Origin of the sequence: Citrobacter sp. C348 (assembly GCF_047467975.1) — a bacterium.
GTDB lineage: Bacteria > Pseudomonadota > Gammaproteobacteria > Enterobacterales > Enterobacteriaceae > Citrobacter > Citrobacter gillenii.
In genome coordinates this window covers 133,343-149,809 of sequence record NZ_JASJUJ010000011.1, presented here as the reverse complement: position 1 = coordinate 149,809, position 16,467 = coordinate 133,343, and the positions used below count along the sequence as shown (strand labels likewise).

The 16,467-nt window shown below is 53.3% G+C and carries 19 protein-coding genes; 14 read left to right on the top strand and 5 right to left on the bottom strand.

Annotated elements, in window-relative coordinates; genetic code table 11:
- The first annotated feature begins 527 nt into the window (after positions 1-527).
- From metK to ruvX, 8 genes are all read left to right on the top strand, one after another.
- The gene (gene metK, locus QNN86_RS19455; protein ID WP_096755753.1) at positions 528-1,682 is read left to right on the top strand and encodes a methionine adenosyltransferase; all 1,155 of its coding nucleotides are present in this window, start codon (positions 528-530) and stop codon (positions 1,680-1,682) included.
- A gap of 376 nt (positions 1,683-2,058) precedes the next feature.
- Positions 2,059-3,453 carry a galactose/proton symporter gene (gene galP, locus QNN86_RS19450; protein ID WP_096755752.1) on the top strand — a complete coding sequence of 465 codons (1,395 nt, stop codon included), beginning with the start codon at positions 2,059-2,061 and terminating at the stop codon, positions 3,451-3,453.
- A gap of 78 nt (positions 3,454-3,531) precedes the next feature.
- Positions 3,532-4,029 carry a SprT family zinc-dependent metalloprotease gene (locus QNN86_RS19445; RefSeq protein ID WP_181617831.1) on the top strand — a complete coding sequence of 166 codons (498 nt, stop codon included), beginning with the start codon at positions 3,532-3,534 and terminating at the stop codon, positions 4,027-4,029.
- A gap of 94 nt (positions 4,030-4,123) precedes the next feature.
- Positions 4,124-4,831 (top strand): deoxyribonuclease I, encoded by a 708-nt coding sequence (gene endA, locus QNN86_RS19440; protein ID WP_174361138.1) that lies wholly within the window; start codon positions 4,124-4,126, stop codon positions 4,829-4,831.
- Between the two features lie 74 nt (positions 4,832-4,905).
- Complete coding sequence (gene rsmE, locus QNN86_RS19435) at positions 4,906-5,637, top strand: 16S rRNA (uracil(1498)-N(3))-methyltransferase (protein ID WP_096755748.1); 732 nt, start codon at positions 4,906-4,908, stop codon at positions 5,635-5,637.
- Positions 5,638-5,649: 12 nt separating this feature from the next.
- Positions 5,650-6,597, top strand: a complete 948-nt coding sequence (gene gshB, locus QNN86_RS19430; RefSeq protein ID WP_117342642.1) for a glutathione synthase — start codon at positions 5,650-5,652, stop codon at positions 6,595-6,597.
- Between the two features lie 175 nt (positions 6,598-6,772).
- The gene (locus QNN86_RS19425; protein ID WP_279277708.1) at positions 6,773-7,336 is read left to right on the top strand and encodes a YqgE/AlgH family protein; all 564 of its coding nucleotides are present in this window, start codon (positions 6,773-6,775) and stop codon (positions 7,334-7,336) included.
- The gene (gene ruvX / locus QNN86_RS19420) at positions 7,336-7,752 is read left to right on the top strand and encodes a Holliday junction resolvase RuvX (protein WP_182269195.1); all 417 of its coding nucleotides are present in this window, start codon (positions 7,336-7,338) and stop codon (positions 7,750-7,752) included. Before QNN86_RS19425 ends, ruvX begins: the two co-directional genes overlap by 1 nt.
- Positions 7,753-7,761: 9 nt before the next feature.
- On the opposite strand, the gene QNN86_RS19415 is transcribed toward ruvX, so the two are convergent.
- Entirely contained in the window at positions 7,762-8,742 is a 981-nt protein-coding gene (locus QNN86_RS19415; RefSeq protein WP_182269194.1) for a type IV pilus twitching motility protein PilT, read from the bottom strand.
- 17 nt (positions 8,743-8,759) lie between these two features.
- Here QNN86_RS19415 and QNN86_RS19410 point away from each other — a divergent pair, with 17 nt between their 5' ends.
- From QNN86_RS19410 to hemW, 5 genes are read left to right on the top strand one after another with little or no spacing between them, the layout of a single operon-like run.
- On the top strand, positions 8,760-9,464 hold the full coding sequence (locus QNN86_RS19410; protein ID WP_279277707.1) for a YggS family pyridoxal phosphate-dependent enzyme: 705 nt from the start codon (positions 8,760-8,762) through the stop codon (positions 9,462-9,464).
- An 18-nt stretch (positions 9,465-9,482) separates the two neighbouring features.
- Positions 9,483-10,049 (top strand): YggT family protein, encoded by a 567-nt coding sequence (locus tag QNN86_RS19405; protein ID WP_096755742.1) that lies wholly within the window; start codon positions 9,483-9,485, stop codon positions 10,047-10,049.
- Complete coding sequence (gene yggU / locus QNN86_RS19400; protein ID WP_003027101.1) at positions 10,046-10,336, top strand: DUF167 family protein YggU; 291 nt, start codon at positions 10,046-10,048, stop codon at positions 10,334-10,336. Before QNN86_RS19405 ends, yggU begins: the two co-directional genes overlap by 4 nt.
- Positions 10,337-10,343: 7 nt before the next feature.
- The gene (locus tag QNN86_RS19395; protein WP_414212238.1) at positions 10,344-10,937 is read left to right on the top strand and encodes an XTP/dITP diphosphatase; all 594 of its coding nucleotides are present in this window, start codon (positions 10,344-10,346) and stop codon (positions 10,935-10,937) included.
- Positions 10,930-12,066 carry a radical SAM family heme chaperone HemW gene (hemW, locus tag QNN86_RS19390; RefSeq protein WP_181617833.1) on the top strand — a complete coding sequence of 379 codons (1,137 nt, stop codon included), beginning with the start codon at positions 10,930-10,932 and terminating at the stop codon, positions 12,064-12,066. The genes QNN86_RS19395 and hemW overlap by 8 nt, the downstream gene beginning before the upstream one ends.
- A 124-nt stretch (positions 12,067-12,190) precedes the next feature.
- Here hemW and ansB read toward each other — a convergent pair whose 3' ends face one another.
- The 4 genes from ansB to trmB form a co-directional block, all read right to left on the bottom strand.
- On the bottom strand, positions 12,191-13,237 hold the full coding sequence (gene ansB, locus QNN86_RS19385) for an L-asparaginase 2 (RefSeq protein WP_414212237.1): 1,047 nt from the start codon (positions 13,235-13,237) through the stop codon (positions 12,191-12,193).
- 188 nt (positions 13,238-13,425) lie between these two features.
- On the bottom strand, positions 13,426-14,145 hold the full coding sequence (locus tag QNN86_RS19380) for a DUF2884 domain-containing protein (RefSeq protein ID WP_096755738.1): 720 nt from the start codon (positions 14,143-14,145) through the stop codon (positions 13,426-13,428).
- A gap of 49 nt (positions 14,146-14,194) precedes the next feature.
- Positions 14,195-14,521 carry a YggL family protein gene (locus QNN86_RS19375; RefSeq protein WP_096755737.1) on the bottom strand — a complete coding sequence of 109 codons (327 nt, stop codon included), beginning with the start codon at positions 14,519-14,521 and terminating at the stop codon, positions 14,195-14,197.
- Positions 14,521-15,240 carry a tRNA (guanosine(46)-N7)-methyltransferase TrmB gene (gene trmB / locus QNN86_RS19370; protein WP_181617836.1) on the bottom strand — a complete coding sequence of 240 codons (720 nt, stop codon included), beginning with the start codon at positions 15,238-15,240 and terminating at the stop codon, positions 14,521-14,523. The genes QNN86_RS19375 and trmB overlap by 1 nt, the downstream gene beginning before the upstream one ends.
- A gap of 160 nt (positions 15,241-15,400) precedes the next feature.
- Between trmB and mutY the strand changes: the two genes are divergently transcribed.
- Positions 15,401-16,453 (top strand): A/G-specific adenine glycosylase, encoded by a 1,053-nt coding sequence (gene mutY, locus QNN86_RS19365; RefSeq protein ID WP_174361143.1) that lies wholly within the window; start codon positions 15,401-15,403, stop codon positions 16,451-16,453.
- Positions 16,454-16,467 lie beyond the last annotated feature (14 nt).

The window sequence follows — 16,467 nt, the reverse complement described above, 5'->3', positions numbered from 1 at the left end:
TGATTTTATGTATATAACATCGACAGGTATGCAAAGCAGAGATGCAGATTGCGGGGGACATATGTACACCAGAATGGTGTGGCAGACTCAGCAGAATACAACGGTTCATTATCTCGTATCACCTCCACGGCCGCTCCAGACGGAACGAACCCACAAGCCAAAGCTAAAGTGTTAACCCGGCTGGAAGTGGCGACACGATGAAAACGTCGTGTGCTTTTTGTATGAGCCGCGCGCCGCGTTTTATACCGATAACATAGTCAAAAAGCAAAAGATAAATGCACACATTGCCAGCACCGTCAGGAAAAATTTCCAGTTACATTTTCGGTACAATGCGGCCGTAGTAAAAAAAGCTGGAAATCGGGCGAAGAACTGTCCTAGAATAGCCGTCCAGATGTTAATCCATCTATACCGATTAACACTCAGACTGCCAGTGTCCGAAATCTGCAGACTCATGGTAGAATCTTCTACACATGGCTATTCCACTCGACAGTTTGAGCTAACCAAATTCTCCTTAGGTGAAATTAAATATGGCAAAACACCTTTTTACGTCCGAGTCCGTATCAGAAGGGCATCCTGACAAAATCGCTGACCAAATCTCTGATGCCGTGCTGGATGCAATCCTCGAGCAGGATCCGAAAGCGCGCGTCGCCTGCGAAACCTATGTCAAAACCGGTATGGTCTTAGTGGGCGGTGAAATTACCACCAGCGCATGGGTCGACATCGAAGAGATCACGCGTAATACGGTTCGCGAAATTGGCTATGTGCATTCCGACATGGGCTTTGACGCTAACTCTTGCGCAGTACTGAGCGCTATCGGTAAACAGTCCCCGGATATCAACCAGGGCGTTGACCGTGCCGATCCGCTGGAACAGGGCGCGGGCGACCAGGGTCTGATGTTTGGTTATGCGACCAACGAAACCGACGTACTGATGCCAGCGCCGATTACTTACGCTCACCGTCTGGTTCAGCGTCAAGCTGAAGTGCGTAAAAACGGCACCCTGCCGTGGCTGCGCCCGGATGCGAAAAGCCAGGTCACCTTCCAGTATGACGATGGTAAAATTGTCGGTATTGATGCGGTGGTTCTGTCTACTCAGCACTCTCAGGATGTTGATCAGAAAACGCTGCAAGAAGCGGTAATGGAAGAGATCATCAAGCCGGTGCTGCCGACCGAGTGGTTGAGCGCATCGACCAAATTCTTCATCAACCCAACCGGCCGTTTCGTTATCGGTGGCCCAATGGGTGACTGCGGTCTGACCGGTCGTAAGATCATCGTTGATACCTACGGCGGCATGGCGCGTCACGGCGGCGGCGCATTCTCAGGTAAAGATCCGTCTAAAGTTGACCGTTCTGCAGCCTATGCAGCCCGCTATGTCGCGAAAAACATCGTTGCTGCCGGTCTGGCCGACCGTTGTGAGATTCAGGTTTCCTACGCCATTGGCGTGGCTGAACCAACCTCTATCATGGTTGAAACATTCGGTACTGAAAAAGTGCCTTCTGAGCAGCTGACCCTGCTGGTACGCGAGTTCTTCGATCTGCGTCCATACGGCCTGATTCAGATGCTGGATCTGTTGCACCCAATCTACAAAGAAACCGCAGCCTACGGTCACTTTGGTCGCGAACATTTCCCATGGGAAAAAACCGACAAAGCGCAACAGCTGCGTGAAGCTGCTGGACTGAAGTAATTTACTGAAGCCCCCGCTTACCAGGACCAGCCTTAAGGCTGGTCTTTTTTTTACCTGTACCTTAACGTCCCCCCCCCTGATTTTCAATGCAAATGAAAGCGATTACATCCAGTCATTATCATAATGAATTGATTATGAATCCCTTTATTTCTGCATTTTCATGATTGTTACATTATTTTTCAGTATTGTCTTAATTCCAGGCAATCGCTCATTACTCATTTTTATAAAATATCATATTTTTCAAATAATTAATCCATAGGGCACATGAATGTCAGTGTAAGCGATTACACTAATGTGATATTAATCTCATTTTTTTACTCCGTACTCACCTACCCTTAACATCAACAAAAATAAGTTACCCAACCTGGAGGGCATCATGCCTGGGAATAAAAAACAGGGGCGTTCCAACAAAGCCATGACATTTTTTGTCTGCTTTTTGGCAGCCCTGGCAGGATTACTTTTTGGCCTGGATATCGGCGTGATTGCCGGTGCGTTACCGTTCATCACCGACGAGTTTCAAATTACCCCGCACACTCAGGAATGGGTGGTCAGCTCGATGATGTTTGGCGCAGCTGTAGGTGCTGTCGGCAGCGGCTGGCTCTCCTTCAAGCTGGGGCGTAAAAAAAGCCTGATGATCGGCGCGATCCTGTTTGTCGCCGGCTCGCTGTTCTCCGCCGCGGCGCCTAACGTGGAAGTACTGCTTCTCTCCCGTATCCTGCTGGGTCTGGCCGTGGGCGTTGCGTCTTACACTGCACCACTGTATCTGTCTGAAATTGCACCGGAAAAAATTCGTGGCAGTATGATTTCCATGTATCAGCTGATGATTACCATCGGGATCCTCGGGGCCTATCTGTCCGATACCGCCTTTAGCTACAGCGGTGCATGGCGCTGGATGCTGGGCGTGATCATTATTCCTGCCCTGCTGCTGCTGGTTGGCGTGTTCTTCCTGCCGGACAGCCCGCGCTGGTTCGCCGCTAAACGTCGCTTCGTCGATGCTGAACGCGTGCTGTTACGTCTGCGTGATACCAGTGCAGAAGCGAAACGCGAGCTGGATGAAATTCGTGAAAGCCTGCAGGTAAAACAAAGCGGATGGGCGCTGTTTAAAGAAAACAGCAACTTCCGCCGCGCGGTATTCCTTGGCGTACTGTTACAGGTGATGCAGCAGTTCACCGGGATGAACGTCATCATGTACTACGCACCAAAAATCTTTGAACTGGCCGGCTATACCAACACCACCGAGCAGATGTGGGGCACCGTTATCGTGGGGTTGACCAACGTGCTGGCGACCTTTATCGCCATTGGCCTGGTTGACCGCTGGGGCCGTAAACCGACACTGATCCTCGGCTTTATCGTGATGGCTATCGGTATGGGCGTGCTGGGCACAATGATGCACATTGGTATCCACTCCGCTGCCGCCCAGTACTTTGCCGTCCTGATGCTGCTGATGTTTATCGTTGGCTTCGCGATGAGTGCCGGTCCGCTGATTTGGGTACTGTGCTCTGAAATCCAGCCGCTGAAAGGCCGCGATTTCGGTATCACCTGCTCTACCGCAACCAACTGGATTGCCAACATGATCGTCGGCGCAACCTTCCTGACGATGCTGAACTCGCTGGGCAGCGCCAACACCTTCTGGGTCTACGGCGGCCTGAACGTCCTGTTCATCTTCCTGACCTTGTGGCTGATTCCAGAAACCAAAAACGTCTCCCTGGAACACATTGAACGTAACCTGATGAAAGGTCGTAAACTGCGCGAAATTGGCGCCCACGACTAATCGCTCAAGGCTTCCTCCCCTGGCGGGGGGAAGCCAGCCTCTTGCAGTCCTTTTCCTGTCGCACTATCCTCTGGCGTTATGAAAACCTCTCGTCTCCCCATCGCCATCCAGCAAGCCGTTATGCGCAGCTTGCGGGAAAAACTTGCCCTCGCCAATCTCAAGCTCGAACGCAATTATCCGGAACCTAAGCTTGTGTACCAACAGCGCGGCACTGCTGCGGGTACAGCGTGGCTGCAAAGCAATGAAATTCGCCTCAACCCGGTGCTGCTGATGGAAAACATCGAGGCGTTCGTTAACGAGGTCGTACCGCATGAACTGGCACACTTGCTGGTCTGGAAGCACTTTGGCCGCGTGCCGCCGCACGGGAAAGAGTGGAAATGGATGATGGAAAGCGTGCTGGGCGTTCCAGCCCGACGTACGCATCAGTTCGAACTGCAATCCGTGCAGCGCAATACCTTTACCTACCGCTGTAAGTGTCAGGAACACCAGCTGACTGTCCGCCGCCATAACCGCATTGTGCGCGGGGAAGCCACCTACCGCTGCGTCCACTGCGGCGAACCGCTGGTTGCTGAATAATACGTCTGATTATCAGGAACTTTTATGACCTGACTGATTGCATACAAGAACAACTTTCGTTACGTTGCGGGCTCGTTTTGACACGGAGTGTGTGATGTACCGTAATCTTTCTATGGCAGTGGCGTTATTGGCCACTGCGCTCTCTGGCCCGGCATTCGCCGAAGGTATCAACAGTTTCTCCCAGGCAAAAGCCGCTGGCGTCAAAGTGAACGCCGATGCGCCCGGCGATTTCTACTGCGGCTGTAAAATTAACTGGCAGGGCAAAAAAGGGGTCGTTGACCTCGAATCCTGCGGCTATAAAGTGCGGAAAAACGAAAACCGCGCCAGCCGTATTGAATGGGAGCATGTTGTCCCTGCCTGGCAATTTGGTCATCAGCGCCAATGCTGGCAGGACGGTGGACGTAAAAATTGCGCCAAAGATCCGGTCTATCGCAAGATGGAAAGCGATATGCACAACCTGCAACCGGCAGTGGGTGAAGTAAATGGCGATCGCGCGAACTTTATGTACAGCCAGTGGAACGGCGGCGAAGGCCAGTATGGCCAGTGTGACATGAAGGTCGATTTCAAAGAAAAAGTGGCTGAGCCGCCTGCCCGCGCTCGCGGCGCCATCGCGCGCACCTATTTTTACATGCGCGACCAGTACAACCTGACGCTTTCCCGTCAGCAAACCCAGCTTTTTAACGCCTGGAATAAACAGTATCCAGTGACCGACTGGGAGTGCGAACGCGACGAACGTATTGCGAAGGTACAGGGCAACCATAATCCATACGTGCAACGCGCTTGCCAGGCGCAAAAGAGCTAACCTACACTAGCGTCAATATTTTAACCCATGCCCTGCCGTTTTGTCGGCCAGGGCCATGACGCGGATGGTTAACTATGCGCATTCCTCGCATTTATCACCCTGAACCACTCACGGCAGGCAGTCAAATTTCACTGTGTGAAGATGCCGCCAACCATATCGGTCGCGTGCTGCGCATGGGACCGGGCCAGGCTCTTCAATTATTTGACGGCAGCAACCAGGTGTTTGACGCCGAGATCACCCACGCCAGCAAGAAAAGCGTGGATGTGAAGATACTGAGCGCCGAACTCGACGATCGCGAATCTCCCTTGCATATTCATCTTGGTCAGGTGATGTCGCGCGGTGAAAAAATGGAATTTACTATCCAGAAATCGATTGAACTGGGTGTAAGCCTCATTACGCCACTTTTTTCTGAGCGCTGCGGCGTTAAACTGGACAGTGAACGCTTGAACAAGAAGCTCCAGCAGTGGCAGAAAATTGCGATTGCCGCCTGCGAGCAATGCGGTCGTAACCGGGTGCCTGAAATTCGCCCGGCAATGGATCTGGAAGCCTGGTGTGCCGAGCAGGACGAGGGGCTAAAACTGAACCTGCACCCGCGCGCCAGCGCCAGTATTAACACGCTTCCGCTGCCGGTAGAGCGCATCCGACTGCTGATTGGACCGGAAGGCGGGCTGTCGGCAGATGAAATTGCCATGACTGCACGCTATCAGTTTACTGATATTCTGTTAGGACCTCGCGTTCTGCGTACTGAGACAACTGCGCTCACCGCCATTACCGCGCTACAGGTGCGATTTGGCGATCTGGGCTAACGGAGAAGAACAATGATCAAGCTCGGCATCGTGATGGATCCCATCGCAAGCATCAACATCAAGAAAGATTCCAGCTTTGCTATGCTGCTGGAAGCACAACGTCGTGGTTACGAACTTCACTATATGGAGATGGCCGATCTTTATCTGATTAACGGTGAAGCCCGCGCCCGCACGCGTACCCTGAGCGTAGAGCAGAACTACGACAAATGGTATGAGTTCAACAGCGAACAAGATCTACCACTGGCTGACCTGGACGTCATTCTGATGCGTAAGGATCCGCCGTTTGATACCGAGTTCATCTACGCCACCTATATTCTGGAGCGTGCAGAAGAGCAAGGGACGCTGATCGTGAACAAACCGCAGAGCCTGCGCGATTGTAACGAAAAGCTGTTCACCGCCTGGTTCGCGGACCTGACGCCAGAAACGCTGGTCACGCGTAACAAAGCGCAGCTGAAAGCCTTCTGGCAAAAACACAGCGATATCATTCTCAAGCCGCTGGACGGCATGGGCGGTGCATCGATCTTCCGCGTGAAGGAAGGCGATCCGAACCTCGGTGTAATTGCCGAAACGCTGACCGAACACGGTACCCGCTACTGCATGGCGCAGAACTACCTGCCGGCAATTAAAGACGGCGACAAACGCGTACTGGTGGTCGATGGCGAACCCGTTCCCTACTGCCTGGCACGCATTCCACAGGGCGGTGAAACCCGTGGTAATCTGGCGGCCGGTGGCCGTGGCGAACCTCGTCCGCTGACCGACAGCGACTGGGAAATTGCACGTCGTATCGGGCCAACGCTGAAAGCCAAAGGACTGATTTTTGTCGGTCTGGATATTATCGGCGATCGCCTGACGGAAATTAACGTCACCAGCCCAACCTGTATTCGCGAAATTGAGGCGGAGTTCCCGGTTTCGATTACCGGTATGCTGATGGATGCCATTGAAGCTCGCTTAGCCAAGTAAACCTGCGCCGGATGACGACGCCACGGTGTCTTATCCGGCCTACAATTGCACCCCGTTGGCCGGATAAGGCGAAGCCGATATCCGGCAATGTTATTTTCAGAGGGTGACAACTTAACGCTTTCCTCGCATACTGACCGTTGTTGCTTTTTTGAACCAGGAAACAGAACCTCTGACAATGAATTTACAGCATCACTTTCTTATTGCCATGCCTGCTCTCCAGGATCCGATTTTCCGCCGTTCCGTGGTCTACATTTGCGAACATAATGAAAATGGCGCAATGGGGATTATCGTCAATAAACCCCTGGAAAACTTACAAATTGAAGGGATTCTGGAAAAGCTGAAGATCACCCCTGAGGCACGCGATCCGGCTATTCGTCTGGATAAACCAGTGATGCTCGGCGGCCCGTTAGCAGAAGAGCGTGGGTTTATTTTGCATACCCCACCTTCACGCTTTGCCTCCAGCATTCGTATTTCGGACAACACCATTATCACCACTTCCCGCGATGTGCTGGAAACCTTAGGCACTCAGGAACAACCTTCCGAAGTGCTGGTTGCACTAGGTTTTTCATCCTGGGAAAAGGGTCAGCTGGAACAAGAGCTGTTGGATAACGCCTGGCTCACTGCCCCCGCCGATCTCAACATTCTGTTTAAAACGCCGATTGCCGACCGCTGGCGCGACGCGGCCAAACTTATCGGGATCGATATCCTGACTATGCCTGGCGTGGCGGGACACGCATAATGAGCGAAACATTACTCTCCTTTGATTTTGGGACCAAAAGTATTGGCGTGGCTATTGGTCAGCGCATTACCGGCACCGCCAGACCGCTGCCCGCCATCAAAGCGCAGGACGGCACGCCGGACTGGAACCTGATTGAACGCCTGCTAAAAGAGTGGCAACCGGATGAAATCATTGTCGGTCTGCCGCTGAATATGGACGGCACCGAGCAACCGCTTACTGCGCGCGCGCGCAAGTTTGCCAACCGTATTCATGGCCGCTTTGGCGTCACAGTCACGCTGCACGACGAACGTCTGAGCACCGTCGAAGCACGTTCCGGCCTGTTTGAACAAGGCGGGTACCGCGCGCTGAATAAAGGCAAAGTCGACTCCGCGTCTGCCGTCGTTATTCTCGAAAGCTATTTCGAACAAGGTTACTAAGACTCATATTTACAGCCTACCCTGCGCCTGACGCTGCTGCAGGCTCTGGGCAAATGTCTGCATACCCGCCTGTTGCCCGGTTTGTATCACGCCAGGTAGCTGGTGGGTTTTCCCTTCACGGATCAGATTACTCACAGCCGACGTATTGACCAGCAGTTCGTATAACGCCACCCGCCACCCCTGCCTGTCGACCTCCAGTTTTTGTGCGAGCACCGCCCGCAAGCTACCCGCCAGTTGATTACGCACCGGGTCTTTTTCCTGCGCAGGGAACGAATCCACCAGCCGCTCCACCGCCTGCGCCGCACCGCGCGTATGCAGCGTTGCCAGCACCAGATGTCCCGTTTCCGCCGCCGTCAGTGCCAGACGAATCGTCTCGCTGTCGCGCAGTTCTCCCAGTAAAATCACGTCAGGATCTTCACGCAATGCCGCCCGCAGGCCGGCAGCAAAAGAAAGGCAGTGCACACCAATCTCACGCTGTTGGATCAGACAACGCTGGCTGGTATAGCGGTATTCAATCGGGTCTTCCAGGGTCAGAATATGCCCGTCAACGTGCTGATTGAGAGAGCCCACCATCGCCGCCAGCGTCGTCGACTTACCGCTGCCCGTCGCACCGGTCACCAGAATTAACCCGTTTTCGCTGTGCAGCAGTTCTGGCAACGCAGCGGGCGTCTGGAGATCATCCAGGCACGGGCAATCAAGCGGCAGCAGTCTCAGCGCCAGTGACGTTCCCTGCTGATGCGTAAATGCGCTGGCCCGTAAACGTCGGGAATCCGCCAGTGCGATGGCAAAATCAACCTGGCCCTTTTCCCGCCACTGTACCTGTTGTTGCTCACTGAGCCATAACATCAGCAGCTTCTCCACGTCCGGCGCGGTAAACGGGGCAATTTCTACCCTGCCACATATGCGCCAGCGCGCAGGCCATGCATTGCACAGGTGTAGATCCGACACGTTATGCTTTACACTAAGGGCCACTATTTCTTCCATATTCATATGAACATCCTCGGAAAATGAACGATATCGCGCATAACCTGGCACATGTCCGGGAGAAAATCTCAGCCGCCGCGACGCGTTGCGGGCGGCCTTCAGAAGACGTTACGTTGCTTGCAGTGAGCAAAACCAAACCTGCGAGCGCCATCGAAGAAGCCATTGCAGCCGGACAGCATGCCTTTGGGGAAAACTATGTTCAGGAAGGCGTGGATAAGATCCGCTACTTCAGTGAAAACGGCGTGTCTGGGCTGCAGTGGCACTTTATTGGCCCGTTGCAGTCCAACAAAAGCCGTCTGGTGGCTGAAAATTTTGACTGGTGCCATACGATAGACCGTTTGCGCATCGCCACCCGACTCAGCGAACAGCGCCCGGCAGACCTGGCGCCGCTGAATGTGCTGATTCAAATCAACATCAGCGATGAGAACAGCAAGTCAGGTATTCCGCTGGCAGAGCTTGATGCCCTGGCCGCAGACGTCGCCGCTCTGCCACGCATTACCCTGCGGGGACTGATGGCAATCCCGGCGCCTGAGTCAGATTATGTAAGGCAGTTTGAAGTTGCACAGCAAATGGCTGTAGCATTTGCCGGATTGAAAACACGCTACCCGACAGTCGATACGCTCTCGTTGGGAATGTCTGATGATATGGATGCCGCCATCGCGGCGGGTAGCACGATGGTGCGCATTGGCACTGCCATTTTTGGTGCTCGTGATTACACAAAAAATTAAGGAAAACTGAGGAACACCATGAATACGTTGACCTTCCTGCTCTCAACGGTAATTGAGCTGTATACCATGGCGCTGCTATTGCGCGTGTGGATGCAGTGGTCTCGCTGCGATTTTTACAATCCGTTTTCGCAGTTCATTGTAAAAATCACTCAGCCTATTATTGGGCCGTTACGCCGAATTATTCCCCCGATGGGGCCGATTGACAGCGCCTCGTTATTGGTCGCGTTAGTGCTCAGCTTTATCAAAGCTATTGTGCTGTTCAAAGTGGTCACGTTCCAACCCATTATCTGGATCGCCGCCGTACTGATCGTCCTGAAGACTATCGGGCTGCTGATTTTCTGGGTACTGCTGGTAATGGCCATCATGAGCTGGGTCAGCCAGGGCCGCAGCCCTGTAGAATACGTACTGATTCAACTGGCGGATCCGCTACTGCGTCCTATTCGTCGTATCCTTCCAGGAATGGGCGGGATCGACTTCTCCCCGATGATCCTGGTGCTGCTGCTCTATGTCATCAACATGGGGATCGCAGAAGTGTTACAAGCGACAGGCAACATGCTGCTGCCGGGGCTGTGGATGGCGCTATGAGTGCCGTAACACCCTGCGATGACGGTCTGGTTTTACGGCTCTACATTCAGCCTAAAGCCAGCCGTGACAGTATTGTGGGCTTACATGGCGACGAAGTAAAAGTCGCCATTACCGCCCCACCGGTCGATGGGCAAGCCAACAGCCATCTGGTGAAGTTTCTCGGTAAACAGTTCCGCGTGGCGAAAAGCCAGGTCGTTATTGAGAAGGGCGAGCTTGGCCGCCACAAACAGGTTAAAATCATTCATCCGCAACAGATCCCGCCAGAAATTGCGGCGCTAACTGATTAGGTATCCCATGCAAAAAGTTGTCCTCGCGACCGGCAATGCCGGTAAAGTGCGTGAACTCGCCTCTCTCCTGAGCGACTTCGGGCTTGATGTCGTTGCCCAAACGGATCTGGGCGTTGATTCCGCAGAAGAAACCGGCCTGACGTTTATTGAAAACGCCATTCTGAAGGCGCGTCATGCCGCGCAAATCACCGGTCTGCCGGCCATTGCCGATGATTCCGGCCTGGCCGTTGACGCCCTCGGCGGGGCACCGGGGATTTATTCTGCTCGCTATTCTGGTGAAGATGCCACCGACCAACAAAACCTGGAAAAACTGCTGCGCACTCTGCAGGATGTCCCGGATGATAAGCGTCAGGCGCAGTTCCACTGTGTACTGGTATATATGCGCCACGCAGATGACCCAACCCCTGTTGTATGTCACGGACGCTGGCCGGGCGTGATCGCTCGTGAGCCTGCCGGAAACGGTGGTTTTGGCTACGACCCTATCTTTTTTGTACCGTCTGAGGGTAAAACCGCAGCCGAACTGACCCGCGAAGAAAAGAGTGCTATTTCCCACCGTGGACTGGCGCTAAAACTGCTGCTGGATGCGCTGCGTAATGGTTAAGTTGCCACCGCTGAGTCTTTATATTCACATCCCGTGGTGCGTGCAGAAATGCCCCTACTGCGACTTCAACTCGCATGCGTTAAAGGGCGAAGTTCCTCATGACGATTACGTTGGGCATCTGCTGAGCGATCTGGATACCAACGTCACCTACGCGCAGGGACGCGAAGTAAAGACCATTTTTATTGGTGGCGGTACGCCGAGCCTGCTCTCTGGCCCGGCAATGCAAACGCTGCTGGATGGCGTGCGTGCGCGTCTGAATCTGGCGGCGGATGCCGAAATCACGATGGAAGCCAATCCCGGTACGGTGGAAGCCGATCGGTTTGTCGATTATCAACGCGCTGGAGTTAACCGCATCTCGATTGGCGTACAAAGTTTTAGCGCCGCCAAGCTTGAGCGACTGGGGCGTATTCACGGGCCAGAAGAAGCCAGACGCGCGGCGAATCTGGCTGACGGTCTGGGATTGCGCAGCTTTAACCTCGATCTGATGCACGGCCTGCCGGATCAAACGCTGGAAGAAGCGCTGGGCGATTTACAACAGGCCATTGAGCTTAACCCCCCGCACCTCTCCTGGTATCAGCTCACTATTGAGCCCAACACGTTGTTTGGTTCGCGCCCGCCAGTGCTACCGGATGATGACGCCCTGTGGGATATTTTTGAGCAAGGCCACCGGTTGCTGACCGCCGCCGGCTATCAGCAATATGAAACCTCGGCCTATGCAAAACAGGGATATCAGTGCCAGCACAACCTGAACTACTGGCGTTTTGGCGACTATCTTGGCATTGGCTGCGGGGCTCACGGCAAGATCACCTTCCCGGACGGACGTATCCTGCGCACCACCAAAACCCGACATCCGCGCGGTTACATGCAGGGACGTTATCTCGAAAGCGAGCGTGATGTCGCCGAGGCTGATAAGCCATTTGAGTTCTTTATGAACCGCTTCCGCTTGCTGGAGGCCGCACCGCGTGTGGAATTCACCCACTATACCGGGCTTGCCGAAGAGGTGATTCGGGCACAGATTGATGAGGCTATCGCCCAGGGATATCTGACGCAGAGCGATGAGTACTGGCAGATTACCCAGCACGGTAAGCTGTTTTTAAACTCACTGCTGGAGCTGTTTCTGGCGGAGTAACGCGGAAAACCGTAATGAATGTTGGCCTGATAAGGCTTTGAGCCACCATCCGGCAAATTGCCTGATGGCGCTGCGCTTATCAGGCCTACAGGGTTAGGTCGATAAGCGCAGCCACCTTCATCGATTAGTACTGATTAAACATTTCCTGGATCTGTTTAGGATCTTTGGTCTGTGTCAGCGCCAATTGCAGCAGCACGCGAGCTTTTTGTGGGTTCAGCGAGCCAGACGCCACAAATCCGTACTTCGCATCATCGATTTCAGCATCCTGCGTGGTGGAGCCAGTAGGTACGCGGGAAGAACGCACGACCACGGTGCCTTTGTGCGCAGCGGTTGCCAGCGTATCGAAAATGGTTTTATACAGGTTACCGTTACCTACACCCGCACTCACGATCCCGGCGTATCCGGCATCAACCAGCGCTTTTGCTGGCAGATCGGAGGCGTTAGCGTAGTTATAGATAATGCCCACTTTCGGCAGTTCAGTCAGCTTAGAAACATCGAACGGAGTGGATGTAGTGTGCTTACGCGCAGGCGTACGCTGGTAGTCAATCTTACCGTTATGGATGTAGCCCAGCGGGCCATAGTTAACAGCCTTAAAGGTGGCAACATCCGTGGTGTTGGTCTTGGTCACATCACGACCATCCATAACGGTGTCGTTCATCACCACCAGCACGCCGCGATTAGCAGACGCTTTGTCTGCTGCGGTAACCACGGCGTTATACAGGTTGAACGGGCCATCGGCGCTCATACCCGTAGACGGACGCATTGCGCCGACCAGCACAACCGGCTTGTTACACTTGACGGTCAGGTCGAGGAAATAGGCCGTTTCTTCCATGGTATCCGTACCATGTGTTACCACGAAGCCGTCGGTTTTATCACACTCGGTGTTGATCTTCTTCGCCAGCGTTAACCAGACGTCGTCGTTCATGTCCTGAGAGCCGATATTCACCACCTGCTCGCCTTTAACGACGGCAATATCTTTCAGTTGCGGCACCGCTTCAACCAGATTTTCTACGCCGACCTTACCCGCCGTGTAGTTGGATTTTGTTGCTGAATCACCGCCACCAGCAATCGTCCCGCCGGTAGCCAGAATGGTGATATTGGGTAATGCGAGCGCTGCGCCGCTGAACCCCATAACCAGTGCTGCCAGTGCCGTTTTTCTGAAAAAATCCATGTTATTACTCCGGTTATTTGAATTTGCCGCATTATGTCAACCTGACAGATGAATAATGTGACCTCTTCCAATTAACCAGACTTATATATTTATAAATTTGTTATTTTTAGAGATGGATATCAAAAAACAAGGAAAATGCAAAGCAAAACGGCACAGAATGTTTCTGTGCCGTTAAAGAGAGGTAAATGCTATTTTAGACCGTTAACCAATGCCTTACGGTCATCTTCCAGCGTCACGACGCGCGCGCAAACATCTTTGCCAAACTGCTGGAAGTCTTTCTCCTGGTTCTTCCATTCATTCTGGATGGAGGTTTGCAAACCGCCGAGGCTACCGAGCACACCCTGCAGTGGGTTACCGCCACCTTTGAGCACCGCTTTGGCACCCATTTCGTTGATGCTGTCCTGCAGAATGCCGCCCATCGCCTGATTCACCAGCTGCTGCCCGTCAGCACGGACCTGATCAATCGCCTTATAATGGAAGGTCAGACCGTCAGTACGATGCTCGATGATCCGGTTCATCTGCTCTTTCAATTGGGCGTCAAGCTTGGTTAAACGACCGCGCATGTTACTGCTTTCACCGACTTCTTTGGCGATAATTTTGTCCAGCGCGATGCGACCTTTCTCGACGCGCGCTCTGGCGCCGTCGTCAATCCACGGCAGGCTGCTACGCAACGCCGCCTGATAATCTTTCGCCTGCTCACGCTGTGCGGCGCTTAAGGTGTACTGCTTACCGTTGAAGGTAACATTCCCGGCTGGCGTGATCACCAGATCGCCGTTTTCACCCTTCACCTGCACCGTTTGCGGCGTCACAATCACATCGTCACGCGGGGTGACGCTGCACTTATAATCAGCATGTGCGGCCATCGCCGTGAACGTCAGGACTGCCGCCAGCAGCGTTTTACGCATCATATCTATCCCTCAATACAAATCGGGCCGGCATTTGCCGACCCTGTGCTACTTAGTCCCACCAAATATCGAAAAGTTCGCTGGTGCGCACGTCTTCAAGTTTGTGCTCTTCCAGCCACTTACGCACGATTGCCTGATGTTCTTCAGTGCATTTGCCGATTTCCTGCAGGCAGATCAGACCTTCCCAAGCCAGATAGCCACTGCCGTCATAGGCCAGCTTGTTCGGCTCAATAACCTCATTGATAAAGTCATCAACGATTTTATCGACCTGCTCTTCAGATGTGCCTTCCGGAAAACGCCATGCAACCGAAAATCCGACTTCCTGGAATTCGTCGATATGCATTTTTTTACGCAGACGACGGCTACGGTTCTTTGCCATTATTTCACCCTCTCGAACATTAAGTCCCATACGCCGTGGCCAAGACGATGGCCACGTTGTTCAAATTTGGTTACCGGGCGCGATGGTGGGCGCGGTACATAATCGTTACTCTCAGACTGGTTTTTATACCCGTCAATGGAGGACATCACTTCAAGCATGTGCTCCGCATAGGCTTCCCAGTCGGTCGCCATGTGGAAAACACCGCCCAACTTCAGCTTACTCTTCACCAGCTCAGCAAACGGTACCTGAACGATACGGCGTTTATTATGACGTGCTTTATGCCACGGGTCAGGGAAAAAGAGCTGAACCATCGATAAAGAATTGTCAGGAATCATTTTGTGCAGCACTTCAACGGCGTCATGACACATCACGCGCAGGTTTTCGACGCCCTCTTCATGCGCCGAAGCCAGGCACGCGCCAACGCCCGGAGAGTGAACCTCGATACCGAGGAAGTTTTGTTCCGGACGCGCTTTGGCCATCGCCACCAGCGAAGCGCCCATACCGAAACCTATTTCAAGCGTCACCGGTGCGTCACGGCCAAACAGCGCAACAAAATCGACCGGCGCTTCGCTGAACTCAACGCCCATCACCGGCCAGTAGTTTTCCAGTGCGTGTTCCTGCCCTTTAGTCAGTCGCCCCTGGCGACGAACAAAACTACGAATCCGGCGCAGCGGGCGACCGTTTTCATCAAATTCCGGTGAAATGACGTCGTTCTTCATAAAAGTTTAGTCTGCTGTGTTTGAGTTCTGAAAACGGGCATTATCCAAAGTTAGTTGCCGGATGCAAGTAAAGGAAGAAAGTCAGCTGCGGAAAGTTCCGGTTTACACCCTTCGACCTCTGTGCTGCAATCTTGCCCCCAGCAATAATGAAACGGTAATCATGCAAGCGTCTCAATTTTCAGCTCAGGTGTTGAGCTGGTACGACAAATACGGGCGGAAAACGCTGCCCTGGCAAATTGACAAGACGCCTTACAAAGTATGGCTTTCTGAAGTCATGCTGCAACAAACTCAGGTTGCGACCGTTATTCCTTATTTTGAACGCTTTATGGCGCGCTTTCCAACGATAACCGATTTAGCCCATGCCCCGCTTGATGAAGTCCTGCATTTGTGGACCGGGCTGGGGTATTACGCGCGTGCGCGCAATCTACATAAAGCCGCTCAGCAGGTGGCGACGCTGCATGGCGGCACCTTCCCGCAAACCTTTGATGAAGTTGCCGCCCTGCCCGGCGTTGGACGCTCTACCGCAGGCGCGATCCTTTCGCTCTCTTTGGGTCAGCATTTTCCGATTCTCGACGGCAACGTCAAACGCGTGCTGGCACGCTGTTATGCTGTCAGCGGCTGGCCGGGGAAAAAAGAGGTCGAGAAAAAACTGTGGGCGTTGAGTGAACAGGTTACACCCGCCCACGGCGTTGAACGATTTAATCAGGCGATGATGGATTTAGGCGCGCTAGTCTGTACGCGTTCAAAACCTAAGTGCGCCCTGTGCCCATTACAAAATGGCTGTGTGGCTACCGCCAATGCAAGTTGGGCACAATACCCGGGTAAAAAGCCCAAGCAGACGTTACCGGAGCGCACAGGCTATTTTTTACTGATGCAGCATAACGATGAGGTGTTACTCGCGCAGCGTCCACCCAGCGGCTTATGGGGCGGATTATACTGTTTTCCGCAGTTTGAAGATGAAGATGGACTGCATCAGTGGCTGGCGCAACGGCAAATTAACGCAGATAATCTGACCCAGCTTACTGCGTTTCGCCATACCTTTAGTCATTTCCACTTAGATATTGTGCCTATGTGGCTTCCCGTGTCCTCATTCACCGCCTGCATGGATGAAGGCAACGCGCTCTGGTATAACTTAGCGCAACCGCCGTCAGTCGGACTGGCGGCTCCCGTGGAGCGTTTGTTACAGCAATTACGCGTCGGTGCGCAGGTTTAACGTGCCGGTCGATA

Coding starts and splice junctions, on each gene's coding strand:
- mutY (WP_174361143.1), top strand. CDS start 15,401: ATGCAAGCGTCTCAATTTTCAGCTCAGGTGTTGAGCTGGTACGACAAA.
- trmB (WP_181617836.1), bottom strand. CDS start 15,240: ATGAAGAACGACGTCATTTCACCGGAATTTGATGAAAACGGTCGCCCG.
- ruvX (WP_182269195.1), top strand. CDS start 7,336: ATGAGCGAAACATTACTCTCCTTTGATTTTGGGACCAAAAGTATTGGC.
- QNN86_RS19445 (WP_181617831.1), top strand. CDS start 3,532: ATGAAAACCTCTCGTCTCCCCATCGCCATCCAGCAAGCCGTTATGCGC.
- QNN86_RS19395 (WP_414212238.1), top strand. CDS start 10,344: ATGCAAAAAGTTGTCCTCGCGACCGGCAATGCCGGTAAAGTGCGTGAA.
- metK (WP_096755753.1), top strand. CDS start 528: ATGGCAAAACACCTTTTTACGTCCGAGTCCGTATCAGAAGGGCATCCT.
- rsmE (WP_096755748.1), top strand. CDS start 4,906: ATGCGCATTCCTCGCATTTATCACCCTGAACCACTCACGGCAGGCAGT.
- QNN86_RS19405 (WP_096755742.1), top strand. CDS start 9,483: ATGAATACGTTGACCTTCCTGCTCTCAACGGTAATTGAGCTGTATACC.
- QNN86_RS19375 (WP_096755737.1), bottom strand. CDS start 14,521: ATGGCAAAGAACCGTAGCCGTCGTCTGCGTAAAAAAATGCATATCGAC.
- QNN86_RS19425 (WP_279277708.1), top strand. CDS start 6,773: ATGAATTTACAGCATCACTTTCTTATTGCCATGCCTGCTCTCCAGGAT.
- gshB (WP_117342642.1), top strand. CDS start 5,650: ATGATCAAGCTCGGCATCGTGATGGATCCCATCGCAAGCATCAACATC.
- yggU (WP_003027101.1), top strand. CDS start 10,046: ATGAGTGCCGTAACACCCTGCGATGACGGTCTGGTTTTACGGCTCTAC.
- galP (WP_096755752.1), top strand. CDS start 2,059: ATGCCTGGGAATAAAAAACAGGGGCGTTCCAACAAAGCCATGACATTT.
- QNN86_RS19380 (WP_096755738.1), bottom strand. CDS start 14,145: ATGATGCGTAAAACGCTGCTGGCGGCAGTCCTGACGTTCACGGCGATG.
- hemW (WP_181617833.1), top strand. CDS start 10,930: ATGGTTAAGTTGCCACCGCTGAGTCTTTATATTCACATCCCGTGGTGC.
- ansB (WP_414212237.1), bottom strand. CDS start 13,237: ATGGATTTTTTCAGAAAAACGGCACTGGCAGCACTGGTTATGGGGTTC.
- QNN86_RS19410 (WP_279277707.1), top strand. CDS start 8,760: ATGAACGATATCGCGCATAACCTGGCACATGTCCGGGAGAAAATCTCA.
- QNN86_RS19415 (WP_182269194.1), bottom strand. CDS start 8,742: ATGAATATGGAAGAAATAGTGGCCCTTAGTGTAAAGCATAACGTGTCG.
- endA (WP_174361138.1), top strand. CDS start 4,124: ATGTACCGTAATCTTTCTATGGCAGTGGCGTTATTGGCCACTGCGCTC.